Annotated in this window: 30 protein-coding genes and 2 pseudogenes; 4 read left to right on the top strand and 28 right to left on the bottom strand. The window is 50.2% G+C overall.

The window, feature by feature from the left end; all coding sequences use genetic code 11:
* The first annotated feature begins 50 nt into the window (after positions 1 to 50).
* Genes ABVN36_RS22350 through rluF form a run of 3 tightly spaced genes read left to right on the top strand, consistent with a single transcriptional unit; the run spans position 51 to position 1,642 of the window.
* Complete coding sequence (locus ABVN36_RS22350) at positions 51 to 131, top strand: hypothetical protein (RefSeq protein WP_033903576.1); 81 nt, start codon at positions 51 to 53, stop codon at positions 129 to 131.
* A gap of 55 nt (positions 132 to 186) precedes the next feature.
* A complete protein-coding gene (locus tag ABVN36_RS22345) occupies positions 187 to 726 on the top strand; it encodes a DUF2058 domain-containing protein (RefSeq protein WP_023138099.1) in 540 nt (179 codons plus the stop codon).
* A 46-nt stretch (positions 727 to 772) separates the two neighbouring features.
* Positions 773 to 1,642, top strand: a complete 870-nt coding sequence (gene rluF / locus ABVN36_RS22340) for a 23S rRNA pseudouridine(2604) synthase RluF (RefSeq protein WP_000954617.1) — start codon at positions 773 to 775, stop codon at positions 1,640 to 1,642.
* On the opposite strand, the gene ABVN36_RS22335 is transcribed toward rluF, so the two are convergent.
* From ABVN36_RS22335 to ABVN36_RS22200, 28 genes and pseudogenes are all read right to left on the bottom strand, one after another.
* Positions 1,639 to 1,911, bottom strand: coding sequence for a DUF3811 domain-containing protein (locus ABVN36_RS22335; protein WP_001207628.1), 273 nt, complete (start codon positions 1,909 to 1,911; stop codon positions 1,639 to 1,641). The genes rluF and ABVN36_RS22335 overlap by 4 nt on opposite strands.
* Positions 1,912 to 2,008: 97 nt before the next feature.
* Positions 2,009 to 2,950, bottom strand: coding sequence for a ketopantoate/pantoate/pantothenate transporter PanS (gene panS, locus ABVN36_RS22330; protein ID WP_000881652.1), 942 nt, complete (start codon positions 2,948 to 2,950; stop codon positions 2,009 to 2,011).
* Between the two features lie 261 nt (positions 2,951 to 3,211).
* Positions 3,212 to 3,940, bottom strand: coding sequence for a hypothetical protein (locus tag ABVN36_RS22325; protein WP_000587738.1), 729 nt, complete (start codon positions 3,938 to 3,940; stop codon positions 3,212 to 3,214).
* A gap of 578 nt (positions 3,941 to 4,518) precedes the next feature.
* Positions 4,519 to 4,806 carry a DapH/DapD/GlmU-related protein gene (locus ABVN36_RS22320; protein WP_223155912.1) on the bottom strand — a complete coding sequence of 96 codons (288 nt, stop codon included), beginning with the start codon at positions 4,804 to 4,806 and terminating at the stop codon, positions 4,519 to 4,521.
* A 30-nt stretch (positions 4,807 to 4,836) separates the two neighbouring features.
* Positions 4,837 to 5,063: pseudogene (locus ABVN36_RS22315) on the bottom strand (hypothetical protein); the annotation flags it as partial.
* Positions 5,064 to 5,315: 252 nt separating this feature from the next.
* Entirely contained in the window at positions 5,316 to 5,771 is a 456-nt protein-coding gene (locus ABVN36_RS22310) for a hypothetical protein (RefSeq protein ID WP_017465885.1), read from the bottom strand.
* The gene (locus ABVN36_RS22305; RefSeq protein WP_031607397.1) at positions 5,768 to 6,373 is read right to left on the bottom strand and encodes a DUF4376 domain-containing protein; all 606 of its coding nucleotides are present in this window, start codon (positions 6,371 to 6,373) and stop codon (positions 5,768 to 5,770) included. The genes ABVN36_RS22310 and ABVN36_RS22305 overlap by 4 nt, the downstream gene beginning before the upstream one ends.
* A gap of 4 nt (positions 6,374 to 6,377) precedes the next feature.
* Positions 6,378 to 8,123, bottom strand: a complete 1,746-nt coding sequence (locus ABVN36_RS22300; protein ID WP_023138097.1) for a tail fiber protein — start codon at positions 8,121 to 8,123, stop codon at positions 6,378 to 6,380.
* Positions 8,124 to 8,125: 2 nt separating this feature from the next.
* Positions 8,126 to 8,758, bottom strand: coding sequence for a phage tail protein I (locus tag ABVN36_RS22295; RefSeq protein WP_000359503.1), 633 nt, complete (start codon positions 8,756 to 8,758; stop codon positions 8,126 to 8,128).
* Positions 8,751 to 9,866: a baseplate J/gp47 family protein gene (locus tag ABVN36_RS22290; RefSeq protein WP_023138096.1), complete on the bottom strand. Its 1,116-nt coding sequence runs from the start codon at positions 9,864 to 9,866 to the stop codon at positions 8,751 to 8,753. The genes ABVN36_RS22295 and ABVN36_RS22290 overlap by 8 nt, the downstream gene beginning before the upstream one ends.
* A complete protein-coding gene (locus tag ABVN36_RS22285; protein WP_023138095.1) occupies positions 9,857 to 10,216 on the bottom strand; it encodes a GPW/gp25 family protein in 360 nt (119 codons plus the stop codon). The genes ABVN36_RS22290 and ABVN36_RS22285 overlap by 10 nt, the downstream gene beginning before the upstream one ends.
* 163 nt (positions 10,217 to 10,379) lie before the next feature.
* Positions 10,380 to 11,927: a DUF6056 family protein gene (locus ABVN36_RS22280; protein WP_023138094.1), complete on the bottom strand. Its 1,548-nt coding sequence runs from the start codon at positions 11,925 to 11,927 to the stop codon at positions 10,380 to 10,382.
* Complete coding sequence (locus ABVN36_RS22275) at positions 11,927 to 12,856, bottom strand: glycosyltransferase family 2 protein (RefSeq protein WP_023138093.1); 930 nt, start codon at positions 12,854 to 12,856, stop codon at positions 11,927 to 11,929. The genes ABVN36_RS22280 and ABVN36_RS22275 overlap by 1 nt, the downstream gene beginning before the upstream one ends.
* A complete protein-coding gene (locus tag ABVN36_RS22270) occupies positions 12,853 to 13,215 on the bottom strand; it encodes a GtrA family protein (protein ID WP_000593184.1) in 363 nt (120 codons plus the stop codon). Before ABVN36_RS22270 ends, ABVN36_RS22275 begins: the two co-directional genes overlap by 4 nt.
* A 326-nt stretch (positions 13,216 to 13,541) precedes the next feature.
* Entirely contained in the window at positions 13,542 to 14,264 is a 723-nt protein-coding gene (locus ABVN36_RS22265; protein ID WP_023138092.1) for a phage baseplate assembly protein V, read from the bottom strand.
* A gap of 9 nt (positions 14,265 to 14,273) precedes the next feature.
* Entirely contained in the window at positions 14,274 to 15,317 is a 1,044-nt protein-coding gene (locus ABVN36_RS22260) for a phage late control D family protein (RefSeq protein ID WP_023138091.1), read from the bottom strand.
* Positions 15,305 to 15,514 (bottom strand): tail protein X, encoded by a 210-nt coding sequence (locus ABVN36_RS22255; RefSeq protein ID WP_001269716.1) that lies wholly within the window; start codon positions 15,512 to 15,514, stop codon positions 15,305 to 15,307. Before ABVN36_RS22255 ends, ABVN36_RS22260 begins: the two co-directional genes overlap by 13 nt.
* Positions 15,514 to 16,467: a phage tail protein gene (locus ABVN36_RS22250; RefSeq protein WP_023138090.1), complete on the bottom strand. Its 954-nt coding sequence runs from the start codon at positions 16,465 to 16,467 to the stop codon at positions 15,514 to 15,516. Before ABVN36_RS22250 ends, ABVN36_RS22255 begins: the two co-directional genes overlap by 1 nt.
* Complete coding sequence (locus tag ABVN36_RS22245) at positions 16,467 to 18,833, bottom strand: phage tail tape measure protein (protein WP_023138089.1); 2,367 nt, start codon at positions 18,831 to 18,833, stop codon at positions 16,467 to 16,469. The genes ABVN36_RS22250 and ABVN36_RS22245 overlap by 1 nt, the downstream gene beginning before the upstream one ends.
* A 96-nt stretch (positions 18,834 to 18,929) precedes the next feature.
* On the bottom strand, positions 18,930 to 19,058 hold the full coding sequence (locus ABVN36_RS22240) for a GpE family phage tail protein (protein WP_001728452.1): 129 nt from the start codon (positions 19,056 to 19,058) through the stop codon (positions 18,930 to 18,932).
* Positions 19,018 to 19,335 carry a phage tail assembly protein gene (locus ABVN36_RS22235; protein ID WP_001003638.1) on the bottom strand — a complete coding sequence of 106 codons (318 nt, stop codon included), beginning with the start codon at positions 19,333 to 19,335 and terminating at the stop codon, positions 19,018 to 19,020. The genes ABVN36_RS22240 and ABVN36_RS22235 overlap by 41 nt, the downstream gene beginning before the upstream one ends.
* Positions 19,336 to 19,386: 51 nt before the next feature.
* On the bottom strand, positions 19,387 to 19,911 hold the full coding sequence (locus ABVN36_RS22230) for a phage major tail tube protein (protein ID WP_023138088.1): 525 nt from the start codon (positions 19,909 to 19,911) through the stop codon (positions 19,387 to 19,389).
* A complete protein-coding gene (locus ABVN36_RS22225) occupies positions 19,911 to 21,338 on the bottom strand; it encodes a phage tail sheath family protein (protein ID WP_023138087.1) in 1,428 nt (475 codons plus the stop codon). The genes ABVN36_RS22230 and ABVN36_RS22225 overlap by 1 nt, the downstream gene beginning before the upstream one ends.
* Positions 21,328 to 21,525, bottom strand: coding sequence for a hypothetical protein (locus ABVN36_RS22220; RefSeq protein ID WP_000875313.1), 198 nt, complete (start codon positions 21,523 to 21,525; stop codon positions 21,328 to 21,330). Before ABVN36_RS22220 ends, ABVN36_RS22225 begins: the two co-directional genes overlap by 11 nt.
* Positions 21,522 to 21,976 (bottom strand): annotated as a pseudogene (locus ABVN36_RS22215) (Gp37 family protein). Before ABVN36_RS22215 ends, ABVN36_RS22220 begins: the two are co-directional and overlap by 4 nt.
* 159 nt (positions 21,977 to 22,135) lie before the next feature.
* A complete protein-coding gene (locus tag ABVN36_RS22210; RefSeq protein WP_023138085.1) occupies positions 22,136 to 22,450 on the bottom strand; it encodes a hypothetical protein in 315 nt (104 codons plus the stop codon).
* A gap of 12 nt (positions 22,451 to 22,462) precedes the next feature.
* The gene (locus ABVN36_RS22205) at positions 22,463 to 23,068 is read right to left on the bottom strand and encodes a lytic transglycosylase domain-containing protein (RefSeq protein WP_001270445.1); all 606 of its coding nucleotides are present in this window, start codon (positions 23,066 to 23,068) and stop codon (positions 22,463 to 22,465) included.
* 2 nt (positions 23,069 to 23,070) lie between these two features.
* On the bottom strand, positions 23,071 to 23,358 hold the full coding sequence (locus tag ABVN36_RS22200) for a putative holin (RefSeq protein WP_001226439.1): 288 nt from the start codon (positions 23,356 to 23,358) through the stop codon (positions 23,071 to 23,073).
* 576 nt (positions 23,359 to 23,934) lie between these two features.
* Here ABVN36_RS22200 and ABVN36_RS22195 point away from each other — a divergent pair.
* A complete protein-coding gene (locus ABVN36_RS22195; RefSeq protein ID WP_000615248.1) occupies positions 23,935 to 24,282 on the top strand; it encodes a Mor transcription activator family protein in 348 nt (115 codons plus the stop codon).
* Positions 24,283 to 24,363: the final 81 nt, after the last annotated feature.

The following is a 24,363-nucleotide window of genomic DNA, read 5'->3' as shown; positions in this document are numbered from 1 at the left end:
AATGTCAAAACGTAATAATGCTACCATTATCCATTTAATGTCTTACTGATATGGCTCATGATGTTACGCATGTCACAGGCAAAGCGCGGTCGCTAAAAGTGACGACAGGCCAGATCTGCCATCTGGTATAGCCTGAAAAATTACAGGTATAATCCGCAAAATTATTTAACACGTTTAGAGACGAAAATGGCAAAACTGACCTTACAAGAGCAACTGCTACAAGCGGGATTAGTGACCAGCAAAAAAATGGCCAAAGTCCAGCGCACGGCTAAAAAATCACGCGTTCAGGCTCGTGAGGCCAGAGAGGCGGTGGAAGAAAATAAAAAGGCGCAACTTGAGCGTGATAAACAACTCAGTGAACAGCAAAAACAAGCGGTTTTAGCGAAAGAGTTTAAAGCTCAGGTTAAGCAACTTATTGAAATGAATAGAATCAATGTATCTAAAGGCGATATTGGTTTTAACTTCACCGATAATAACGTCATCAAAAAAATAGACGTGGATAAGCTCACTCAGACGCAACTGATTAATGGGCGTCTCGCGATTGCGCGTCTGGTTATCAATAACAGCGGTGAATGTGAATATGCGATTATTCCCGCGAGCGTCGCCGATAAAATCGCACAACGAGATGCGGACAGTATTATCGTAAACAGTGCGCTGAGTCAGGAAGAGCAGGACGAAGATGATCCGTATGCCGATTTTAAAGTTCCCGACGATTTGATGTGGTAAGTCACATTCCCGACGTTTATGTAGAAAAATTTCTCAGAGAGTAAATATGCTGACCGACACATCTACCCGGCTTAATAAATATATCAGTGAAAGCGGCATCTGTTCGCGTCGCGAGGCGGACCGTTTTATCGAACAGGGCAATGTCTTTATCAACGGCAAACGCGCCGCCATTGGCGATCAGGTGGTCGCCGGGGATGTTGTTAAAGTAAATGGTCGGTTGATTGAGCCGCGAGAAGCGGATGATTTAGTGCTGATTGCGCTGAATAAACCGGTTGGCATTGTCAGTACCACTGAAGACGGCGAACGCGACAATATTGTCGATTTTGTGAACCACAGCAAACGTATCTTCCCGATTGGTCGTCTGGATAAAGACTCGCAGGGGCTGATATTTCTGACTAACCACGGCGATCTGGTCAATAAGATTCTGCGTGCCGGTAACGATCACGAAAAAGAGTATCTGGTGACGGTGGATAAACCGATTACCGACGAGTTTATTCGTGGTATGGGCGCTGGCGTGCCGATTCTGGGTACTGTCACCAAAAAATGTAAGGTGAAAAAAGAGGCGCCGTTTGTCTTTCGCATTACCCTGGTGCAGGGATTAAACCGTCAGATCCGTCGTATGTGTGAATACTTTGGTTATGAAGTGACGAAACTGGAGCGTACGCGCATTATGAACGTCAGCCTGAGCGGGATTCCGCTGGGCGAGTGGCGCGATCTGACGGACGATGAGCTGATCGATCTGTTTAAATTGATTGAGCGTTCCTCTTCCGAAGCCAAACCAAAGGCCAAAGCGAAGCCGAAGACCGCGGGTATTAAGCGACCGGTCGTTGCGATCGAAAAAAGCAATGAGAAAGCGCGCCCGGCATCAAGCGGTAAGCGCTTTACCTCGCCGGGACGAAAGAAGAAAGGACGTTAACGTCTGCCGCGCGTCGGCGTATTCGCCGACCAGGAGAATGACGCTTCCGTATCGGGTTTATACGCCTGCTTTTTCTTCAACTGGCGGGCTTTTTTTGCTTCAGCCTCACGCAGCGCCATCAGCTTATCGATGTACTCTTTTTTTACGCTGTTGGTCTCAGAATTGGTCAGCGGACGTCCGTGCGCAATACGGGCGCGGTCCAGCAACGTTTTCAGTTCGCGCTGTTCGCGCTCGGTCATCTCTTTTTGGGTAATGCGGGGGAGTGCCATACGGGTGCCCTCAGTTAGCCGATGCATTTAGTCTACGGCAATACGCAACGGGCGGATAGCGTGTAAGCCGGGTAAGCTTGCGCCACCCGGCAATATTTTAATTTACCTTTGCCGTTTCGCCCGATTTTTCAACAATCGGTTTCCCGGACCAGTAACCAGCCAGTAGTGACCCTGAAAGGTTGTGCCACACTGAGAACAGCGCGCCAGGCAGCGCTGCGAGCGGGCCAAAGTAGATTTTACCCAATGCAGCAGCAAGACCAGAGTTCTGCATCCCGACTTCGATCGCCAGCGTTCGACAGGTTGACTCATCAAAACCGAACAGACGTCCACCCCAGTAGCCGCCAAGCAGGCCAAGGGTGTTATGCAGGATCACCGCGATGATCACCATAAAGCCGACGGAGGCGATATGTGAAGCTGAACCCGCGACCACCGCGCTGATGATTGCCAAAATGCACACCATCGAGAATGCTGGCAGATAAGGTTTTACCACTTTCACTACGCGCGGAAACAGATGGTGAATCACCAGCCCCAGCGTGATTGGAATGACCACAATCTGTAGAATGCTCAGCAGCATACCCATCACGTCGACTTGAATATGGGCATCGACGTACAGGCGCGTGAGTAGTGGTGTGGCGACCACGCCGACCAGCGTGGAGACCGATGAAATGGTGACTGAGAGCGCGACGTCTCCCTTCGCCAGATAGATCATTACGTTAGAGGCGGTGCCGCTGGCTACGCTGCCGACCAGTACCATCCCGGCGGACAGATCTGGCGGCATCTTAAACAGCAACGCCAGCAGCCATGCCGCGAGCGGCATTACCAGATAGTGCAGGAATATCCCTGCGGCGACAGGGGCTGGTCGGGAGAGCACGCGTTTAAAGTCGTCAACGTTAAGATGGACCCCCATACCGAACATAATCAACATCAGTAGTGTCGCGACCCACGGCCCAACAGGAGTAAAGGTGGATGGTGTGTAATACGCAGTGAGAGAGAGCAGCAGCGCCCATAACGGGAACAGCCGGGTAATGACGGCGAGCATGTTGTTTTCCTTGCAAGTATGTTGTGTTTGTTATCAACGGGTCAGGATCGAGCCAGACCATAGTTATTGTTTATCGCGTGAAGGAAGATTATTCAAACAAATTACGCTCATGATCCAGTGTGGGCACGTGGCAGGCTGGATGACGCGCCTGCGTCGCCATCCGGCAACGTATCGCCCGATGGCGCTTACGCTACCGTATTAGAAATATATAGAGGTTCTGGTGGCGTAAAGAAAAGCGCCGGCATTGAAGAGAAGGAAGCTTTAACGCAGTGATAACTTATATTGTTTCACTTTGCTTTGGATTGTGTTTTTTAAACTAAAGTAAGGCACCCAGGGCAATGCTGTGTTCCAGGGGCGAGGGGAACCATGAAAACAGACTATGCTTGCTCCGTCAGGTAATTTTCCATTACCTGTCCCATCGTATAGTTCAGGGTTAAAACCAATCATTTTTGGTGTTGCTATATTAGCTTTGTAACTAATAATTCTTCCGGGTAAGATGTTTTGCCATCTTTCAGCATCTTGACATATTCTGCCGATAAATCCTTGATCGCCATGATAGGGTGGGGTTCTTATGGCATTGATTTCCTTTTCAGGATTTTTCATAAATTCATCCCACACATTTTTTTTTGCGGGTGCAGGAATAAACATAATACCTGTTGCTGGCGCAACTGAAGCACCATGCTGAGAAAAGTCATTAAGTAATGTTATTTTTTTCATAGTTGTCAGAGGAGTAATATCTCCCACAATAACGCTATCTATATCAATATAGAGAATATCCTCATTACCAAGAACAGGATGCAGTGGATTGAAAAGTTCTAGTTTTGCCCACCATCCTGGCCAATCATACAAAAGAGGCGCTGTATTTACTCCTTTTATCTTTAGCGCATCTGTTAAACAAACAGAATCATAACCTTTGAGCTGCTTATGTAACCATTGAGCATGTTTTGTGGTGAAGTCTTTGCTTTGTCTGAGCACAGAAACAATAATCATTATATTCCCCTGTGAATATTAGGTGTTTTTAGCCGTGTTCCACTATATTTAATGTGCTTTATATTGCAACAAAATTAGTGTTCATATGGTTATTGAAGTTTAATTACATTCAAGATGTGAATGTAATTAATTTGTTTATAATGTTATTAATATATGTAATGTAAGTTGATAAATGGTTTAGTGATTGTTTTGTCTTTTATATTTCCATGGGGAGATATAAAATAAGAGTTGGGATGGGAGTGATCTTATTTCCCCTTTTTGTTTCTGGTGGTTTTTATGTTGCTGAATTGGATTAAACACTTCAGTGTTTAAAGCGTGAGGTCTGCAGTATTTTTATCCATCTTCTCAGGCAACCGAGAGGCGGGTGTCCCGGAGTTGGACAGACTGCAGTGATGTTACGAGAACGATGCCCGATAGCGTTTACGCTACCGGGTCTTACTAAACGCTCTATCAGAATAGTGATGTAGACATCAGGTCAGAGAATGAACTTAACAATCATTCACAAAAGAAATGTTTTATTTTTAGTCTATTAACCAGACGAGAAAAGCCTATAAAATATTTCAATCTTAAGATTTAGATTAATCCCATTTTTTGTGATTTATTAATGGGATTACTTCTGATGTTTTTTTTGTAATATATATGCTATTTGCTGGAATGCTTTTATTTACAAATGACATTGCTCCAATAGTAACATTATCACCGATAGTAATAGAGCCTATAATGCAGGTGTTTGCTCCTATATCTACATTATTGCCAATAATAATGAAATCATCTTCTTTTAAACCTTGCTTGTTTCCTACTGTTGTATTTTGCTTAAGCGATAAATTACAACCGATACGAGCCTTTTTCGTGATGACGATCCCCATGTGATGCGGAATATCCAAACCATAGCCGATTACTGCTCCCAGCTCTATATCAATTCCAAATTTGGAATTTAGCTTGCGATTAATCCATAATCCAGTTTTTTTCTGTTTTTTTGAACCATAGATATACATCTCATTTGCCAGACGCCACCAAAATAAAAAGTTACGACGGCGATTGTTATTGGCCTGCATAAGTAATCGACATAATGAAAATTCATTCCTGCGAATAATCTCATGCCGCCAGTATTCCCGTAATCCACTTCCTTTTTTAGATATGGAAAATAATAAGCAATGTAAGAGTTTGATTTTTTCTTCCTCCAATGAAGAAAGTTAGCTTGTTAAATAAATGTTATTATCGTAGGGGGTTCACATATCAATTGGTAAAAATACTATAAGATGGTTTTTTATAATACTTCATTTGCTATGCAAACTGAACATTTGATGCTAAAAAATAAATAATAAAGGGTATTACTTTAATTCAACATCGCCGGGCTTTATACCCGGCGAGAGATTCAACAATCGTATTGCCAGCTACTGACTAAGGCATAAAGGTGGCTGGGGGAGTAGCGCCAGCTATCGTTTAGTCCGAGAAACTCAGCGCAAAACTCGCTGCAAAACAGTTTATCTTTGCGCTCCCGGTTATACAGCGCGATACCAAGCGCGCCCTGCCAGTCATAGCGTTTGCCGTTATGTTTGCGGAAAAAGGCCTCCACTTCCGGCAACGTGGCCTTTAACGGTAGCTTATCCCACTTATCGTCCGGTAACGGTATTATCTTTCCCCGCACGCCGCGATCGCGAAACGATGCAGAGTAGCAGAGGTATTCATTACCGCCGTGCGCCACCGCCAGTTCACAGTGAGAGTAGATACCGCGCGTGACTTTGCGCGTGAGCCAGTCGACAAACCTGGCGATGCCGCGATACTCCGATCGCCCCTTATAGCAAGCGAGCCAGACGGTGGTTTGACTCATGGCTGCCAGCCTGATGAGTAGTCGTAGTCGAGCACAGCCTCGATATCCTCCAGCGCCTCTACCGCCGCAATATGCCGCTGCGCGTTGGCAAACAGGCGCATATCGTGATCCATAGTGACGGTTTCAAACTGCGCGGCGATGTCGTTGGTCAGTTCAATCAAACCGTTATTTTTGGTCTGCCACATTAACCCTGCCGGAATCTGCTTTGCCTGACCCATTCTGGTGAGTGACATTTGCTGAATACGGCTGTTAGCATCGCTGTGGAAATGGTTGCCGTCGATAACGATATAATCGACGGTAACATCATCACGGTGAGCTTTGATTGCCTGTATAACTTGTGCTTTTACACTTTCAAGTGCTGAGACAAATAACGCTTCGTCATATACCCACTCGTTTCCCTGCAATCGGTAAAATCTTCCGGGTGGCGGTGTAGTAATAAATTCAAGAGGGTTAAGGCACACCCAACAATTTTTATCTCTTAGTCGCCACTGCTCATCATCTATAGAAATTACTGAGTCAGGTAACACTACGTTTAATGAAGAAGTATCAATCCAGTCTATAACCTCAAAGGTTGCCGGATGGTAATATGCATATTGAGTCATATATTCACCATGAGATTTTTACAAAACCGCTAGAACCGCGTCCACCAGCGTATCCTGATAAGGCTATATTTAAGCTGTTAACCGACGCTCCACCACCACCTCCAGCTCCGTAGCCACTCGCATTGCTTCCGTTAGATAAAACTGCGCCAGTTCCTCCTTTCCCAAAGAAAGTAGTTTCAGCATTACCACCTGATATAGAGTCCAACTGGTTAAAACCGCTTAAAGGTATTCTTGACTGAACAATGCCTCCCGCTCCTCCTGCCCCCCCGTTGGCGACAACATCTATAAAAATTGAGTTTCCACCGTTGATCCCAGAATTCCCAGCCTGTCCTACTTGCACCACGTTTCCAGTAGGGTTGCTATTAGGTAATACACCACCAGCCCCACTAGCGCCCCCAGCCCCCACGGTTACTGGATAATTATTTCCCGCAATAACGGGGACAATAGCAATCTCTGGCTCTCCACTTTTGCCAGCATTACCACCTGAACAATAGAGAAGACCATCTGTATTACTCGTATGCCCTCCACCTCCACCACCTCCACCGCCTCCTAACATTTCCACAAAGACCTGAGTCACCCCATCAGGTACCGTAAACGTACCGTTAGCCGTAAAAAACTGATAATGGGAATGATTAGCCGGAGCCGCTGCGCTCGCCTTGTCATACGCCGCCTTGACCGCACTAGGCGTCGCCGCTTCGGTGGTGCTGGTGCTATCGGTGGCGCTATTAAGCTTCACAATCCCTTTTTGCGTCAGCGTACCGTCCGGGACGCCGGTGATCTGCCCCCAGGCGTGTATATGGCTGGCCGGGGCCGCAGCGTTTGCCTTATCCATCGCCGCCTTTACCGCACTGGGCGTTGCCGCTTCGGTGGTGCTGGTGCTATCGGTGGCGCTATTAAGCTTCACAATCCCTTTTTGCGTCAGCGTGCCGTCCGGGACGCCGATAATCTGGTTCCAGACGTGAGTATGGTTCGCCGGAGCTGCCGCATTCGCCTTATCCATCGCCGCCTTGACCGCGCTCGGCGTTGCCGCTTCCGTTGTACTGGTGCTGTCCGTCGCGTTATTAAGCTTCACGATCCCCTTTTGCGTCAGCGTGCCGTCGGGAACATCGGTGATCTGGTTCCAGGTATGCGTGTGATTACGCGCTTCCGCCATCGCCGCTTTCACCGCCTTTGGCGTAGCCGCTTTGGTTTCGTCATCGCTGTCAGTGGCGTTACTGAGCTGCGTAAAGCCTTTCTGCGTTAATGTCGCATCCGGGTGATTTGTCGAATGTTCATGCTCGTCCAGCCGGGCATCCACATAGTCGCGCGTCGCCAGCACAATACTCGGATCGACCGTCAGCGTCACCGCCGTGGTGTTGGAGACCTCCATAATCAGGCGGATACAGACCTGCTTGCCGCAGCCGCCGGGCAACAGCGGTTTGTAAGATTCCGGGAATTTGCCGATGGCGATTAGCTCGCCCTCGTCGTCGAACACGCCCACTTCACGCACATACCAGCCGCCAACGTCCTCCGGCAGCACCAGTTCGGCAATCAGCCAGTTGGGATTATTCGGTGCAACGGTCAGCGTATTCATCTCGCCGCGCCAGACTTCGTGGCGTAAATTGGTCTGGCTGGCGGTCGGTTCATAATACTGTCCGCCGCCGTCGCCAACCGCCATCTTTTGCAGATGTAGCTGTTTTTTGTCCGCAAGGGCGCTGGCGATTTTCGCCATACCCCTGTCGGTCAGGAGGGTATAAAACTCATTATCCATAATTACTCCGGGTAAATAGATGTAATTTCAAGGCTCCATTGCCCTGTACCGAAATAGATCGGTTTAGTTTGTTGAACTTCCAGAACCTGGAAGGGTAAGACGGTCGTTATTTCTCCACCGTAAAGCGCGCTGCCGATAACAGGAATAGCGCTTTGGTTAATTATCCAGACAATTAACGCTTCCAGCTTTGAGCGCACGTTCTTATACTCATGAATAAGATCGACCAGGTTATTAAACAGATTTTCATCCATGCCCTGGTTAATTAGCTCAATTTCAACCTTAAAAAAATAAGCCTTACCGCCATACTCAAACCATTCGGAAATCGTGCCGGGTAAGGATAATATTTCCAGAACGCGGCGAACGGCCCAAGGAGTTCCTTTATATTTATGCAGTTCAATCGCCTGTTTAATTAACTCTCGTTTCTCCTGTTCATTGGCGGCAAATAGCCAGCCCTCCAGCCCCTGAACATGAAACTGTCCGGCCAACGAGGGCAGTGCCGAGGCATCAACGATATCCACCAGATAGACCAGCAACGCCGTCAGGTCGATTTGCGCAAAGCGTTCGGCGGCAATATTCGCCAGAATCGAAAAACGTTCGTCGCTGGCCAGCGGCGGCGGCAGAAGCAGTTTATCCATCGCTGACCCCGGCAATCGTCACGTCAATGGCCGTGCATTCCGCCCATTCGTGTGCCTGCAATACCTTTTTCGCGGGCATATCCAGCGCCACGTCGTAAACGCCATCAACCTGCAGCACTTTAATTATCTGGTTTGGCACAATGTCCTGGCCCAGCCGGGTCTGGCGCGAGCGCGTCCATGTATTAATCGCTTCACGCGCGGCGGCAAGCGTCGTCTCCTGATCGGCGGTGGTAAACAGCGTCAACCGGGCGCGGATCTGATAAGGTACGCGCGGAGAACATTTAGCGCTCACCTTATCGGTTAGCGGGCGCTTTTTCTCTTTGCTCACCTCCCGTTCGATCTGGGCAAGAAGCTCCGGCCCCGGCAGTCCGTTCAGGGTCAGCGGATAGAGTTCCACGCAGCCTTCCGCCAGCCCTTCATCCGGCCCCAGCACCGCCACGTCGATAATCGACTGGCTGACCGAGAGCGTATGGAAGCGATAGGCGCCATAGCTGCCCGCGTTGCTGAAACTTTCCGGCGCTAGCTGGACGCGTTTACGTAGCGCGTCGTCGTTCTCTTCGCCGCAGCCGCCACTTGAGGCCGTCAGATTGGTGACGCTGAGATCGTAATTGCCTACCCGATCCACCAGCGCGCTGATTTGCGCAGGTTGCCAGTTATTGCCGGATTCACCGGTTGCTACACAGGTTGCAGTTACCGCAACGCTCAGGCTGCCCGCAGGCAACAGAACATCTTCGTCGGTGGCGAACATCACGCTATCCGACGCGCTGGCGCGGGTACCCTGTGGAATCACCAGGTTACTTTTAGCCGCTTGCGTAACAGAAAACTGCAGCGTGGTTTTTGCCGCCTGAGCGGGCAGACGGTGAACGCCAACCAGCTCGCCTAAATAATCCAGCATCGGCGCGCGGGAATACGCGACCAGGTTTTGCTTAGCCGCCTCCTGGATGGCGATGCGGACAAGGTTTTCACGATAAGCAAACAGGTCAATGAGCAGCCGCTCAGCCTGCGCCGGGTAGAGTTTTTTACCGCTGGCTTCTTCATATTGCGCAATCATCTCGCTGGTGATTTGCGCGGGATCGCGGTCAATAAAGTCGGGTTCGGCTATCGCCATAACACCTCCGTTGAGTTAATTACGCCGTCTGCGGCGCGCCATTGCACGCGTAACGTCAGGTGTTCACCGTCAATCGTCGGCGTCACCTTCAGCAACCGGCAGCGGGGTTCCCACATGCGAATCGCCTCCACCGACTCGCGAACAACGTGCGGAATAGCCCGCTCGATCGGGTAATCGATGTAGCGCCACAGATTGCTGCCAAAAAGCGGCCTGTGGGGATCGCTGCCGCGCGGCGTGCGCAGAATGATGTGTATTGCCTGATGAATATCATCCAGCCCGCAGGCGTATTCTTCAGGATGTTGCAAGGCAGGTTGCCAGTGCAGGGTCGAGGGTCGTGTTTTTGTGTTCATGAGGCTATTTTCGCCTTCCGGCGGGGGGAGAGATATTAAAGCGCTTTAAGGAAATAATTGATGGCGGGGTCAGAATGTGTTTTGCCCGGTGGCGCTTCTGCGCTTACCGGGCCTGTGTTGATGCACATTTTGTTAAATGGCGAAGATCGCGTTTTACGTAAAGTTAAAATGAAATTGCTGTAATTTCACCTTTGCCTACAGAAGCGTAGTACCAGAATTCATCATTGATTTCTGCGTGCTTCATTTTTTCAACTGGAATCGTTTTCTGCCGTCCATTAACCGAGAGTGTGATCGAACCCGTTAGCTGCTCCCGGCTGATAATAGCGAAATCCCCGCGGGTGTTGCTATAAGCCGTCGTTTCATTGGAAAGGCTGTGCTTCGCTCCATTAGCGATTACAGAATAATCAAAATTGACTTTCTTTTTGAAAATAGCTTGTACATGATAATACTCGCCGTAAACAGCAGGATCATGGAATAAACCAAAATGACCACCGCTATTTTGCAACTTGACGAAATAATAGTCAGGGATGATAAACTTCTGTTTACCTGCCGCTATTTCTTTAGTAATGATTTTTTGTCTTACGATTTCCTGTCCGGCCGTTTTTTTATAACCGTTAAGCATCAATGAATAGGACCAAAGGAATACGATACCACAGAGGACAGTCACGGCAGTTACGCCTACGACTCCAGCCTTAACGCCACTTTTCAACAGGGCGTAAGCGATGAAGGAGATAGCTAAAAGGAAAAACATAAACGTACCGTTCATAACCCGATCGGGGTAGGACGGCGACGCGAACATGATTAAGGAAGTGCTAATACCTATACATACGACTAACGCAGCGCAGATAAGGGACGTTTTATCAATTTTGGCGCGAATCTGCTTATTGAATATGACCAGTAAGACCAGCAATAACAAAACAACATAAGCTATCCAGATCAGCGCCAGATGGTTATGAACGCGTTCTGTTAAGTGAATGAAAATACGTTCAAAAATCGGTCTTCCATACCAGAATTCTTTGCCGCTGGCGCGGATGAAATTGCCCGGAGAAAGTATCAATACGCATGAACCTGCGATTGCACAGAGACTATAAACTATCTTATTGCGCGAAACAGATTTGTTTTGCCATAACTCGTATGCAATGGCCAGAACAGAAATAAGCGAGACGAAAGGTGAGACGCTTTCATTGGAACAGCCTGCCATAAAGCTTAGTAATGCAACCCACGGGCTGATCGCTTTACTGTTTTTTATTGTTATGGTGTAAAAGAAGAACAGCCATGCAACAACGAACAGATTCGTCCACAAATAATTCGCAGCACCAACGATCCAGAAAGTGGTTTGACCCAAATTCGGGTTCGAAATCCAGTAAGTGAAGAATATTAGTGGGAATAATAAGTAGTCGGATTTATTCCAGCGTAATGTACCTGAGGGTGTCTTCACAATGAAATAACAAAATACCAGTGTCGAAACGGCAGCGCTGATGGAATACACGAGTTGAGAACGTGTATACAGGATAAGTGCGCTGGTGTAATCAGCTATAATCCTGCCACTCCATGTCATATAATGATGAAAATGTGATTCCGGCGAAATTCCTAAAAGGTAATAGCGGTAATCATCAGAGTGAATGGGGGTATACCATTCAATAAGAAAAATGGCCAAAAAAGCCAGTAGTATCATCGCCGTTTTCGGTAATATCTTGAGCATAGTAATCATTATTCCATCATTGTTTTTTTGTTTTTCACGATATAGCGGGGTCTTTGCTTCACCTCCGTGTAAACGCGTCCGATATATTCACCCATGATGCCTATGCCGATAAGCTGGATGCCGCCTAAGAAGAGAATCGCGGTCATAAGCGAAGGATAACCAGGAACAGGGTTTCCCCACATCAATTTATCAATGATCATCCACATGGCATATATCAGGGAGAGGGCAGAAACGCTCACTCCTATATACGTCCAGATACGCAAAGGGAAAGTAGAAAAACTTGTAATCCCCTCCAGCGCCAGGTTCCAGAGTTTCCAGCCATTAAATTTTGAGCTACCTGCGACACGTTCAGCACGGGCATATTCGACAACATCTGTTTGACCTCCAACCCATGAAAGTATACCTTTCATGAAAAGGTTACGTTCTGGTAATAGCTTGATATTTTCTACAATCTCGCGCGACATCAATCGAAAATCACCGACATTCTCTTCAATCTTTGGCGTACTGATTTTGTTATGCAGCCTGTAGAACCACTCAGCGCTTTTACGCTTCAGGTGGCCATCCGTTGAACGATCGATACGCTTAGCCAGCACCATTTCTGCACCAGCCTGCCATTTATTGATCAAATGTGGGATTACTTCGATGGGATCTTGTAAATCAACATCGATAGGGATCACCACATCTCCGGTCGCGTGATCTAATCCGGCAAAAAGTGCAGGTTCTTTACCAAAATTGCGGGTAAATGAGATCGGAACAACAAGAGGATCGGCAACAGCTAATGCGCTGATGATTGATTCAGTCGCATCGTGACTCCCATCATTAACGAAGACAATCTCAACGTCATAAGGTTTAAGTGAACTGTATTCTCTGACCGTTTTATAGAAAATAGGGATCGCGTCCTCTTCATTAAAGACGGGAACCACTAATGAAATTTTCATTTCTCATTCCTGAAAACAATGAATCTGGAATATAAAAATCCGCAAATAAGGCTAATTGCGGAAAATACAATGAGCGTAAAAATGGGAGGCATAGCACACTTGTCGCCTGTCCATCCCACGACGGCGCTCAGCACCCCCATAAAACCGACGTACAGCAAATAACGTCCGGTTGATACGCTGGCTCCAAAGGTAAACCGGGCGTTAGCGAAAAAACTAAAACTGACAGCGACAGCAAAGCCCGTTACGTTTGCCAAAGCCTGACTTGTTTGAAATCCATAGACGCAAAGGGCAAAGATAGCCCAGTGCAAAGCAGTATTAAGTACGCCTATCGAAACGTACTTTATAAATAATTTTATCATTATAGCAATCAAGAAGTTGTAATTCAGCGAAGTCTACCAGACAAAACTGAGAGGATCATTCCTGAACAGCAGATTTTATGTAAGCAGGGCGAAGTTAAAGTAAAAAATAGCGTTAGTTTTCCAATATACATATATGCAATATTTGCAGCGCAAAGTGATTACATTTTCATCGGAAATAGCGCGGGAAAAGGGCTTAATCACGTTGCGCTGAAATAAACATCCTCCAGCAATTTGCCCGGTGGCGCTTCTGCGCTTACCGGGCCGGTGTTTATGCACCTTTTGCAGGCTGGATAAGGCGAAGCCACCATCCAGCAGCAATTTGCAGGTTAGTGAGAGTGGTGGTTGGAGTTGCCGCCGCTGTCCATCACTGAACCGCTGGCGTTAACGTGGCCGAGGACATTCACGTTGCCGGTAATCACCGCGCTGTTTCCAATACCGCCGCTACCGGCCATACCGCCAAGCCAGGTGAGTTTTTTCATCACGGTAACGTCGCCGGTAAAGGTGCTGAGCGGCGCATCGACGGTGACATTCAGCGCTTTAATGCCCGTATGGGGCGCTTCCACGTTGACATCTACCGCCTTGACGCCCACGGAGGTGGCCGCCACGTCTACGGTTTCTGATATCACCGTAACGTGCTGCGCCCTGACCTCTACTTGCGGTGAAGTAAGCTGCGTACGTTCCTTCACTTCAATGACGATTTTTTCTATGCCGCCGTTGACGGTGAGCTGGTGTAACGCACGGTCATATTCAAAGGCCGCGCCGTCGGAAAACTGCACGTAGCGCTTGTCGCGCGAGGCCAGCGGCGCGGTATCCACGCTGGAGTAGACCGCGCCCAGCACCACCCCATCCTCGCCGTTGTCGTCGAGCAAAACCTCCACCTGTTCGCCAATATCCGGCAACCAGTAATCTTTGTTGTCCTGCGTGTTGCGTTGCAGCACCGCAAGCCAGTTACTGCGCAGGTTATCGCACTCCGGTAGAGTGACTCTGACGCGCACGACCGCCTCATCAATATCGCTGATAATACCCGTCTGGCGGGTAACGCCTTTCATATTGCCTCCTTACTGGCTGGTTGCCGGTCCGCGTGAAATGTCGATTTCGGTAGTGTAGCCGCCGCTGCGCGTGAGTTTGTGCATGGATTTATCAATCAGCCACTGCCCGGAAAGTACGCCAAAATCGCTCAGTTCTATCTTATTGCCCGCCGTCAACTGCGGGCAGCCCATCATGCTGAGCGTGCCGGTTTGCTGGTATTCGTTGTGGCTGTCCAGCGCGGCGTTGGCTTTAGCCTGTGCCGCGCCGGTATCCGGAGCGCGACTGTTGATCTTCAGGGTATCGGCGCTGGTCGCCGCACCGCGCGCCGGGGCTTTTTTCTGGCTGTCATGGGTGTAAATAACCAGTTCTTTTTGCTTGCTATTTTGATGTTGCACGGTGGCGTTTTTGTAGATCCGGTTGATGGTATCTTTGAACGTGTAGTGCGAAATATCCGTCCGCCTGAGCGTCTTCACCGGCGCCAGACAGCGTAGCGTCGGCAGATGCGAAAAGATCAGCTCCGTCGCCGTCACTTTCACGGTATAGCCATATTCACTCGCCAGCCGTTTGAGAAACGCCACGTCGGTTTCGGCATATTGCGTAACCCGATCAATCGTCAGCGGCGCAATCTTGCCCGCCAGCGTTAAACCGTGTTTTTGCGCGATGCGACTGGCGATGGCGGAAAGCGTCGTCTCCTCAAAGCCCTGGCTGTTTTTGGTGCGTAGCGCTTTGCTGACCGAGGTAGCGATACCGTCGATATTGACCGTCGAAGGCGGCGCGCTGATATCAATTTTATCAATGATATAGGTTCCGCAATCGAGCAGATCTTCGCCCTGATAACCCAGGCGCAGCGCCAGCGTGTCGCCTTTTCCCGGATACCATTCGTTTACCCAGCGCCCGGCGCTATCTTCCAGCGCAATGGCAATAACATCCGACTCGTTTTTAATGCTGTCGCTGTAACTGATGCTGGTGACATAAGGCGTAATGTCGTAAGTGATCTCTTTATGTCCGTACCAAAGGGTAAAAATGGGCGTCAGGGTGGCGAACACCCCGCCGGATACCGTTATCTCAGCCATGGCGGTAGCTCCGGGGTCGTTTGCGTGACGCTGATAACCGGGATGATCAGCCGCACGCCTGACGGCAAAACCGGCATAATAGCGACGTGCGGATTGGCCGCGATGATGCGTTCGTAGGCCAGCGCATCGCCGTAATAGCGCCAGGCGAGATTATCCCAGCGTTCGCCGTCGGTAGTGACATGTTCAAGGTAGCGCATTACAGACTCCTCGTAATATCGGCGGCGGCAAGCTGGCTCACGTCAGGGGCGCTTGTTTGCAGCGTGCCGCGCGCCTGGTTGACCAGCGTCGCGGCGCTGTCGTAAGTCGCTTCCGCGACGCTGCTGGTGATAGTGTCAAACAGCGATTCGGCGTGTTCGATAAGCGTGCCAGCATCACCCGCGCATTCGCGGATCCCCGGCAGGCTGTCGATCAGTTCCTGCATTTTTGCCGCCAGCGCTTTCGGCAGCCCGGCCAGCGTTTGCAGATCCAGCGGCTGCTGGAACAGCGCGTCTATCGAACTCATGGTTTTTTTCAGCGAATCGACGATATCGCCGCATTTTTCTTTCAGCGCTTTGGCTTCCTTCACCAGCTCTTTCGCCTGGGCGATCGTTTTTTTGATGTCATCAATGGCGTCGGCCACCTCATCCATCATCTCTTTGGCTTCACGCATACCCTCTTCAACGGCGCTCAGCAGTTCATCGAACCAGGAATCGCTAACGTCGGGAAGCTCATCCAACATCTCGTCAATGTTCGGTTCCTGGGTGGTGATGGCCGGAGGCAGCAGCGGGCTCTTCGGATCGCCGGTGTACTCCTGTAGCGACAGACTGCCGCCCTGGGCAATGACGTTACCGTAAGGATCGGTGTGCTGGTGGGTAGCGGTCAGATCGGTAATCACGAACCAGCCGCGATAATCGCCGTTGCCGAACACCAGCGCCATCGCCTGGTGCGCGGTCATCGCTTCCCGCAGACGGTTCAGCTCGGTGGTCGGCTGGCAATACTGACTATGAAAGTTGAATTTCAGGGTAATTTTGTCCAGCTTATCGCCGATAAATTGCACGCCCGGTTTCCCTTCAATACGGGCATGGCTGGTATAATCCACGCCCATCGTGCTTTCAAATTCGTCCCAGTAAGCGACGACGTCAAATTCTATTTCGCCTAATACGGCATACATTATGCGTACTCCCGGCGCCGTTGTTGCGCCATGACATCGTTAATCATTCTCTCCAGCTCGCGTTTGCTCAGCGACAGCACGTTGTTGATATCTTTAGCGGCATTCGCGCCGCTTCCCTGCACGGTAACCTGCGGGGAAAAGTGTACCTGCACGTTGCTTTGCGCGCGGGAGGGCAGCGTATAAGGTTTCCCGCCGGATTTGCCGGGAAGCGCGGCTGGCGTCGGCGGCGTGGCGGCGCTTTTCGTCTTCACAGGCTGTGGCGAGGCCATCGTTTTGGCCGTGGACGCCAGCGGCGTTGTCACCGCTTTCGCTCCCGATGCCAGCGGCGCGCTGGCCTGTTGCGCGACCATTGTTCCGGCAATACCGGGGACGGCGGCGGCGACAGACGGCATTTTAGCGCTGATGCCCAGCGCGCTTTTCGCCCAGTCGGGGATCAGCGCTTTTATCTTCTCAATCGCCCCGTTCAGGAAAGGAAGCGCATTCAGAATGCCGTTGATCAGGCTATCCAGAATATTGCCGCCAAATTCGCTGAAGCTGGCGGGGAGTTCAATGCCAAACCAGTCCATTACGCTGGCGAAGGCACGGTAAAACAGCCCCAGCGGCGACCAGTCGAGAATCAGACGCGTGACGCCAGCAATACCTCCGTCAAAGGCGGTTTTGATACGCTCCCAGACTCCGGCAAAGAAACCGGAAATCGGTTCCCAGTAGCGATAAAGTAAATAGGCGGCGCCTGCGATAGCGGTGATAGTCAGGCCGACAGGGTTCATCAGCAGCGCCCGACCCAGCCAGATAAATGTCTGGCCGACCAGCCGTAGCCCTTTTATCAGGCCGTTTCCCAGCAGCATCGTCAGGCTTTTCGCACCGTTGCCAAACGATTTCAGAACCGACAGCGCGCGACTGCCGCCGCCCAGCGCCAGACCGGCTTTGACCTCCAGGAAGATATCGATCAGGCGAATAAACGGTGACGCAATGAGGTTTGCTCCCAGCCTGAGAATATTCAGCGCCCCGTTGAACAGCCAGATTACGCCAACGACTTTGGCGACCCCTTGCACCAGCGCCGGATTTTCCCGCAGCCAGGCGCTGAACTGCCGCACCAGCGGCGTGATGCTTTGCGCCAGTTCGCCAATGGCGGGCATCAGCTCCATACCGACGGTCAGCCACAGATCGTTAAGTGAAAGTTGTAACGCTTTGGTCTGTTCTCCGGGCGATGTCATTTTCGCGGCGAAGTCATCATTGATAAAATGTTGCCCCGCAGCCTGCATTGCGGAGGCTTTTAGCTGGCGATATTCGGCCATATTCGCCAGCATCGGGGCGAGAAAATCCCGCGTTTGCGCATCGCCGAACATCGCGCCGAGGTTAAATTTCTCCGTCATGGTCTGTAGCGCGTTGCCGCGCGCGGAAAGATCCTCAATCTTCATGGTTTGCCTGAAGGTGTCGAGGATCTGCGGGTTCATTTTCTCCAGTGGCATCTGCACGATGTGGGTCATCGCTTCCGTCACGCCGATCCCGTTTTGCTGATGTTCCAGCAGCGATCCCTGAAGATCCACGCCCTGGCGGGCAAACCAACTGTCCGTCTCTTTCGAGAAGGTAGATTTCAGGAAATGGTCGAAATTCGCTGCCGCCGCGCCTGCGTCAGGGGCGTTTTTCATGGCGATTTGCATCGTTGCGGTCAGTTCCGCAATGCCTTTTTTCCCCTGAGCGTCGGTTTTTCCGGCAAAGGCGTTAATCCACTGGGTTTGTTCTGCAACGGAGCCGCCGCCGCTTTTTGCCACGCTGTACAGCATATTTTGCGCAAAACGGAAGTCGTCAGGGGCGATGTTCAGTTTGTCGCGAGTGGCCAGAGCCGCCTGCGTCCAGCTTTGCGCGCTGTCGCGGGAGGCGGTCGCGGCTTTGGCGATATCGGGCATGTAGCGGCTAAGATCCTGCAATGCGCTGACGCCGCCTTCGATCATCGTGGCGGCGGCGCTTTGCAGATCTTTTTGATCCTGATTGAAATCAAGGCTCCAGTCGCGGATATTCAGGCTCAGGGCGTCCCGCGCGGTGTTATCCATGCCGCCTTTCGCCGCCATATCGACCATGTTGCCCTGAAATTCGTAGGGCAGCTTCCAGTCGGGAGTCTCAACGTTCAGGAGCTTGCCGAACTGCCCGGCGAACGTTTGTGTTTTTTCCAGCAACCCGGCGCGCTGTTTATCGTTCTCTTCCCGGCGAAGGGCGGAGTTAGCGAGCTGTTGCGTAAGCCGGGTGATTTTTGTTTGCTCAAAGCTGAGCGTGTGCAGCGTGCTGGCGTTGAGTGAGCCGTAACGGGCTATTGCCTGCGTCAACGTCTCATTACGCGCCTGAAGCTGAGTAATAATGTCGTTGGCCAAAATAGTGTCTCGTATAAGTTGCCCGGTAACAGGCTGCTTGCCGGAAAAAGAACAGGGAAGGAGTGAACCGGGCCTGGGTCAGGAAACCCACAGGCATTAAGCCTGCGAGTCGTATTCGTGTTTAATTTGCGCGCTGGCTTCGTTCAGCCAGCAGGTAAAATCGTCAACCGACAGCGCGTCAATTTCACTGGGCGGAAAGCGAAACCACCTCGCCAGCAGCGCCATTGCCTGCCACAACTGCTGTGGGTTCTGTAGCCATGCTAAGCATGGCCTGAAATCGTTTCTGCAGTGCCTGATAGTCCAGCAGATCCATTTCCGCCAGATCTTCGGCTACCAGCCCGGTCATAGCCGCCATCAGCGGCTCATCCCACTCTTCCGGTTTATCGCTGGCGCGTCGCGCAGCACGCATATCTTTTACCTTCAGGCGACGTAATTGCAGAACGTCGATACGTTCCCCGGCGGCGGAGGTAAACGGGAATTGCAGGGTATATTTTTCGTTCATGGTGTAGTCCTTATTCGTCGTGTTAAATTCGGGGCCGTAGCCCCGAAGTAATTAACCGCCAATATTATTGCGGTAGGCATTTAATTGATCCGTGCCATTTACGCGGAAAATATTCGCCAGATAATCCAGTTCAAGAAGCGTTTCACCGTCAACCACCTGTTTAATATAAGTGCAGCCGAAGGCGCTGCTGAATTCCGGGTTTTCATTCTGTTTAAACGTTCCCAGCGGGTTCTTTTTAAACATTACGGTCATATGCGTCACCAGCGCTAACTGATCCGCTTTACCCTGCGAGTTATAACAATCGATACTGGAGCGGCACTGCAATGCCAGCGCCTGCCACGGGTTTGCCGTTTTACGCATGACGTCGTGGTAAAACGAGTTCCATTTAATTTCACCTTCCAGTTTGTCAAAACCGGCAGGCAGTTCAATTTTACCGACCATCCCCAACGCTTTATGCTCCTGCATAATCATGCTGATGTCAGGCAGTTTAATTTCACTCGCGCGACCTAAAAGATTATTACCATCAAGATAAATATTGGCGTTGGTAATACGGTTAATTTGAATTTTTCCAGCCATTAGCGATTGCTCTCCAGAGAAACTAAATATTCAGAGGTAATTTCGGTTTCAAACGTCAGACGTTCCAGCGGCGGCGGCGGGGTGAATTTATAGCTCAGCAACAGATGCCCGGCTGCCAGTTCAGTCTGTTCGTTACGCGCCGGGTCGTACCAGCATTCAAAACCCAACAGCGCGCCGTCGGCAATCAGCTTGCGGCCCCAGGTGTTCACCGATTCGGTTAGCGCGTCGATCAGCGCCTGGTTTATCGGCATATCCATATACTGCTGGCTGAAATAACGAATCGATTCGTTAATCACATCACCAGTACGGCGCACGTTCTCAAAGTTACGCATATGAGTAACGGTCGGCCAGGCAGCAGTACGGTTGCCCCACAGGCGCAAACCGGAGCCATAGCTGTTGAAGATGGTGGTGATGCCGTTTTCGTTCAGTTGATTCACTTCGCTTTGCGGATCGTCGATCATCGCTGACAGCGAGCGCTCTACGCCGGTAATGCCCTGAATTTCCTGATTGGAGTTGCTCCACCAGAAGCCTTTTTCCAGATCCACTTTGGCACGCAGGCCAGCGGCGCGGGAGGAGAGTGGTTCCAGAACCTCTGCATTTGTTGCACTGTCGTAAACTTTGACATACGGATAGCACAGACGCGCGCGATCGGAACTGGTATTGAAGTTAATCGCCCCCTGCGGGCCGCGCCCTGCCAGAACCTGCTGGAAAGTCGTGCCGATGGGCGCATCAATGTAGGTAATGGCTCCCAGCGCTTCTGCCTGAGCGATAAGCTTAACGGCGACCGAGTTTTGCGTACAAAAGACCGGCGCAATCAGGATCTTTGCGTAAAAACCAAACTGGTTCCAGGTGTCCTGTAACAGCTTCATACCGGTACGGTCACCCGCCGTGTTTACCGCGCCAACAATATCGGCGGCAGTCACTTTGGTGGGATCGGCGTAAGTATAATTTACATAGGCCTGAACGCCGGGTTTCAGGTTGGTTCCCATGCAGGTGATTTTACCGGTCAGCATATCAATGGTGTAATCGGTGCCTTTGATATAAGCGTTTCCGGCGTTCGTGCTGCGGCCAATGCTCATCGTTTGCACGGCCCCGTGCTTGAGTTGAATCAGACCATTGTCATCAACCTTCACGGTTTCACTGGGAATGGTACTTTTGTGTACCGCCGGATTCAGCACGTTAATCACCACGACCGTCCCCGCGCCGTGATCGTAGATCGCCTTCAGCGCCTGCGGGATGGTGAAATTTGCCAGGCCTGGGCCAAACTGCGCCGCGTCGCTTTCAGAAAGACACAGCGTCGGCTGGTTAACCGGGCCGCATGGCGCGGTGCCGATCAGACCAATAACCGCAGATTTAACCGCCTTAACCGGACGTGGGCCGGTTTCGATCTCAATGGTCTCTACACCGTGCAGGTAATTAGCTGCCATGGACAATTTCCTCTTCATTAGTTTCTACTTCTTGCGTAACCACTGGCGCCAGGTGACGGCGGGCAATCATGGTGATTACCCACTCGTTATCTTCCGGTAGCGAGATTTCGCTATTGGGCCACAGTAAGACTTCCTGACCGTCGGCGAGCGTGACGCCGCTTGCCGGGCCACTGTAGATATATTTCATTGAATTTCCTCATAATTAACGACTGTAAGCAGGGGGGGGCCTTGCTTTCCTGTTCCGCGATAAACAGGGTGCTGGCGGTCATATCCAGGGCGTAACGGCAGAAGTTTGCGGCGTCGCCGATATATTTTTCGCTTTCCAGCCAGAGCGGACGATCACAGTCGGGAAGTTCAATGCCCCCCAACGAGCGACGTAGACGATCCAGCGCGTTTATCGCGTCACTTATTTGCGGAACAATAACGGTGGCGGAAATCCGGATTAGTTGTTTTTGTACCGTGGCATCCGTATTTTCTGGTTCGGCAAAAACCGAACCGCAGTAGTGAATTAATACCGTTACCTGCTGTCCTGTTGGGATATATACTTTCGCATCGGTTGATGAAATATGTATATCCATATCAGGGTTTAATTCACGTAGTCTATTCGCCACGGCCTGTATAACAGATAATGTTTCCATATACGCTTTTCCTTGATTTACCGGGAGAGATAATATTCTCTCTTCGTTATCGTTCAGACGTATTTTGATGTATCAGGCGCGAGGCGTCTTTTAATCTCCTTTAGAGAAAAAAGTTAAAACAAATAACAAATCCCCGGCGTATAAACGACGGGGATTTGTTTAAAGGTTACCTCGTTGAATCAGTTCTATTTTGCTATAAAGCGCATCCAGTTTTGCTTCCAGAACGGCCTGGCCGCGAAGATAATCCTCGCGGCGGACATAATGCAGCGGTAAATCGGCGCGAAATTCCAGAAATTCTCTCTCCAGCCTGGACCAGCCCGCTTCTGATTCGCGCCGGGCAGCTTCCAGTGCTTCAAAACGTTCATTCAGCCGTTTTTCAATTTGCGCCAGCAGCAATTTACCGGCAGCAAACATTAATCCAACAAACGAAAGTAAGAGGGAGATGACTTCCCAAAAATCGATACTGAGTTTCATTACTCCCTCTGATTAATGAATGCAGCTAGCCTGCCCCCATTGCAAATAACGGGGAGCATGTTGGTATAAAATCGCTTTGGGGTAGTGACGATTCTCGCGCCAGTTTGCGGCGCTGCGCCCGGCGTTAACGCGTTCTACATGTTCAAACCAGATGGACGTATCTAACCCCTTTGCGGCGGCCAGCTTTTTATCTCTGTTAACCCAGCCTTGCCCGCCGTTATAGGCGCTCAGAGTGAAAGCCATTCGCTGGCAGCTATTTTTTGCTGACACACTTTTCCACAACTGGCGGTCATACTGTACCAGCGCGCGTATCGCCCAGGCGGGATTAAACGGCTTGTTCTCGCGAAGCGCTGGGTACAACTGGCTTACCCATTTTGCCGTTGCAGGCATAAATTGCGCCATCCCCTGCGCGCCCGCCGGGGAACGGGCGTCAGGCGCCCAGCCGGATTCCTGATGTAGTTGCCCGGCAAAATCAGCAACGGGGGCGTTAAGCCCCCAGATTTCGCGCGCGGTACGAATCACTTCGTTTCGCCATTGCAGAGAAGCGCGCGGCGGTTCGGCAGCTTCGGCAGACAAGAAAGTCATAACGCAGACCAGGCATACGTATTGATAACGCATCGTTACAGCCCCAGCGCGACGGCAAGGCAAATTGCCGCAACGATGATCGCGCGACGAATCATCGCCGCGGCGCAGCACAGCGATTCTTCCCAGGGGCAAAAGGAGTCGGGACGCGCCCAGGGGAAAAGACTACGGTCGAGCCAGTAACCCAGCACCGCTGATAACGAAACCAGGCTGAGTTTATAGATGACGACCGGAATTTGCGCTGATGATGTCCAGCCGATAAGCGCAAACAGTACGACAGAGGCAATCAGCCAGCCGGAAAGTCGGGGAACAATAATTTTTCGCATACTCTATCTCCTGATAATTGAGAGAGAAGTATCGCTTTTCCCCATAGCGGAAGAACGAAAAGGGCTTTAATAAATAACTTTAAAAAATGTTTAGCGCATGGTGTCAAATGCCAACAAATAAACGAATAAATAAAGCTTTCGGGGCAGGGGGTAGAGGCTGCCTGCGGAGAGTCAGTATGTGTCTGTGGCAGGCTACGATGGCGGTATTGCTGCGTCATAATAATCTTTGATTAAAATTATCTTATTGATTTTTAAAGTCAGTTTAAAAATTCACGCGATCGTGAGGAAAGCGATCTTTTTGATCGAACGCAGAAAAAAATGCAAAAAATTAACTGTATATGCATACAGTATTGTGTAAAATGATGACATCAGTGAAGGCTTACTTCACCTATAAAATAAATACATATTATAAATTGAAAACGATATATACATTCTTTTAATTTATAATTAAATGCCGTTGATAGTAAATATTTATATATATTTTGAATATATTGTTAGGTAGTTATTGCACCGTTTTTTACGCTTCCCTTTTTGGTGCCGTCACGGGGAGCATGGTGCTGGATATGGAGATAAAATATGATTCAGAAATCAAAAGAAATGGTTCGGCTTCCGGAGATTATTAACGATCTGGCGTTTCATGCGTCGCAGGTGCTTATTGAAAGCATGAATATTGATAGCGCGTCAGCCGAAAATGCCGGTCAGGCAATTGCTGACAGAATGATGCGCAACTGGGGCGGGCAAAGCATTTATTTTCCCAAAGGTATCTCTGGTCGGGCTTCGGAACGGGATTATCAGATTTACAGCGAGTGCGATGGGCGTAATTATGCGGAGCTGGCCAAAAAGTACAATTTGACACTGCAGTGGATCTATAAAATCGTTAAGCGGGTCCACACGGAAAAACAGCACCAGCGGCGTATGCTGTAAGCGATATCGGGTATGGCGTATAGCGACAAGCGCTATACGCCGGGAGCTGCGACAGGCCGGATAAGGCGCCTGCGTCGCCAT

This window comes from Salmonella sp. SJTUF15581 (assembly GCF_043356775.1).
GTDB lineage: Bacteria > Pseudomonadota > Gammaproteobacteria > Enterobacterales > Enterobacteriaceae > Salmonella > Salmonella enterica.
The sequence above is the reverse complement of the archived record's forward strand: the minus strand, read 5'-3'. Positions and strand labels throughout refer to the sequence as shown.

What these genes read in the sequence shown, in the direction of transcription:
- ABVN36_RS22295 (WP_000359503.1), bottom strand. Translation starts at nt 8,758, where the DNA reads ATGGATAAACTGCTTCTGCCGCCGCCGCTGGCCAGCGACGAACGTTTT.
- ABVN36_RS22310 (WP_017465885.1), bottom strand. Translation starts at nt 5,771, where the DNA reads ATGAGTCAAACCACCGTCTGGCTCGCTTGCTATAAGGGGCGATCGGAG.
- ABVN36_RS22325 (WP_000587738.1), bottom strand. Translation starts at nt 3,940, where the DNA reads ATGATTATTGTTTCTGTGCTCAGACAAAGCAAAGACTTCACCACAAAA.
- ABVN36_RS22240 (WP_001728452.1), bottom strand. Translation starts at nt 19,058, where the DNA reads ATGGCGCTGCTGGCGAGGTGGTTTCGCTTTCCGCCCAGTGAAATTGAC.
- ABVN36_RS22350 (WP_033903576.1), top strand. Translation starts at nt 51, where the DNA reads ATGGCTCATGATGTTACGCATGTCACAGGCAAAGCGCGGTCGCTAAAA.
- ABVN36_RS22220 (WP_000875313.1), bottom strand. Translation starts at nt 21,525, where the DNA reads ATGAAATATATCTACAGTGGCCCGGCAAGCGGCGTCACGCTCGCCGAC.
- ABVN36_RS22275 (WP_023138093.1), bottom strand. Translation starts at nt 12,856, where the DNA reads ATGAAAATTTCATTAGTGGTTCCCGTCTTTAATGAAGAGGACGCGATC.
- ABVN36_RS22280 (WP_023138094.1), bottom strand. Translation starts at nt 11,927, where the DNA reads ATGATTACTATGCTCAAGATATTACCGAAAACGGCGATGATACTACTG.
- rluF (WP_000954617.1), top strand. Translation starts at nt 773, where the DNA reads ATGCTGACCGACACATCTACCCGGCTTAATAAATATATCAGTGAAAGC.
- ABVN36_RS22270 (WP_000593184.1), bottom strand. Translation starts at nt 13,215, where the DNA reads ATGATAAAATTATTTATAAAGTACGTTTCGATAGGCGTACTTAATACT.
- ABVN36_RS22235 (WP_001003638.1), bottom strand. Translation starts at nt 19,335, where the DNA reads ATGAACGAAAAATATACCCTGCAATTCCCGTTTACCTCCGCCGCCGGG.
- ABVN36_RS22320 (WP_223155912.1), bottom strand. Translation starts at nt 4,806, where the DNA reads ATGGGGATCGTCATCACGAAAAAGGCTCGTATCGGTTGTAATTTATCG.
- ABVN36_RS22210 (WP_023138085.1), bottom strand. Translation starts at nt 22,450, where the DNA reads ATGAAACTCAGTATCGATTTTTGGGAAGTCATCTCCCTCTTACTTTCG.
- ABVN36_RS22255 (WP_001269716.1), bottom strand. Translation starts at nt 15,514, where the DNA reads ATGCGCTACCTTGAACATGTCACTACCGACGGCGAACGCTGGGATAAT.
- ABVN36_RS22200 (WP_001226439.1), bottom strand. Translation starts at nt 23,358, where the DNA reads ATGCGAAAAATTATTGTTCCCCGACTTTCCGGCTGGCTGATTGCCTCT.
- ABVN36_RS22285 (WP_023138095.1), bottom strand. Translation starts at nt 10,216, where the DNA reads ATGAACACAAAAACACGACCCTCGACCCTGCACTGGCAACCTGCCTTG.
- ABVN36_RS22265 (WP_023138092.1), bottom strand. Translation starts at nt 14,264, where the DNA reads ATGAAAGGCGTTACCCGCCAGACGGGTATTATCAGCGATATTGATGAG.
- ABVN36_RS22230 (WP_023138088.1), bottom strand. Translation starts at nt 19,911, where the DNA reads ATGGCTGGAAAAATTCAAATTAACCGTATTACCAACGCCAATATTTAT.
- ABVN36_RS22300 (WP_023138097.1), bottom strand. Translation starts at nt 8,123, where the DNA reads ATGGATAATGAGTTTTATACCCTCCTGACCGACAGGGGTATGGCGAAA.
- ABVN36_RS22205 (WP_001270445.1), bottom strand. Translation starts at nt 23,068, where the DNA reads ATGCGTTATCAATACGTATGCCTGGTCTGCGTTATGACTTTCTTGTCT.
- ABVN36_RS22335 (WP_001207628.1), bottom strand. Translation starts at nt 1,911, where the DNA reads ATGGCACTCCCCCGCATTACCCAAAAAGAGATGACCGAGCGCGAACAG.
- panS (WP_000881652.1), bottom strand. Translation starts at nt 2,950, where the DNA reads ATGCTCGCCGTCATTACCCGGCTGTTCCCGTTATGGGCGCTGCTGCTC.
- ABVN36_RS22305 (WP_031607397.1), bottom strand. Translation starts at nt 6,373, where the DNA reads ATGACTCAATATGCATATTACCATCCGGCAACCTTTGAGGTTATAGAC.
- ABVN36_RS22250 (WP_023138090.1), bottom strand. Translation starts at nt 16,467, where the DNA reads ATGTATGCCGTATTAGGCGAAATAGAATTTGACGTCGTCGCTTACTGG.
- ABVN36_RS22195 (WP_000615248.1), top strand. Translation starts at nt 23,935, where the DNA reads ATGATTCAGAAATCAAAAGAAATGGTTCGGCTTCCGGAGATTATTAAC.
- ABVN36_RS22345 (WP_023138099.1), top strand. Translation starts at nt 187, where the DNA reads ATGGCAAAACTGACCTTACAAGAGCAACTGCTACAAGCGGGATTAGTG.
- ABVN36_RS22260 (WP_023138091.1), bottom strand. Translation starts at nt 15,317, where the DNA reads ATGGCTGAGATAACGGTATCCGGCGGGGTGTTCGCCACCCTGACGCCC.
- ABVN36_RS22290 (WP_023138096.1), bottom strand. Translation starts at nt 9,866, where the DNA reads ATGGCGATAGCCGAACCCGACTTTATTGACCGCGATCCCGCGCAAATC.
- ABVN36_RS22225 (WP_023138087.1), bottom strand. Translation starts at nt 21,338, where the DNA reads ATGGCAGCTAATTACCTGCACGGTGTAGAGACCATTGAGATCGAAACC.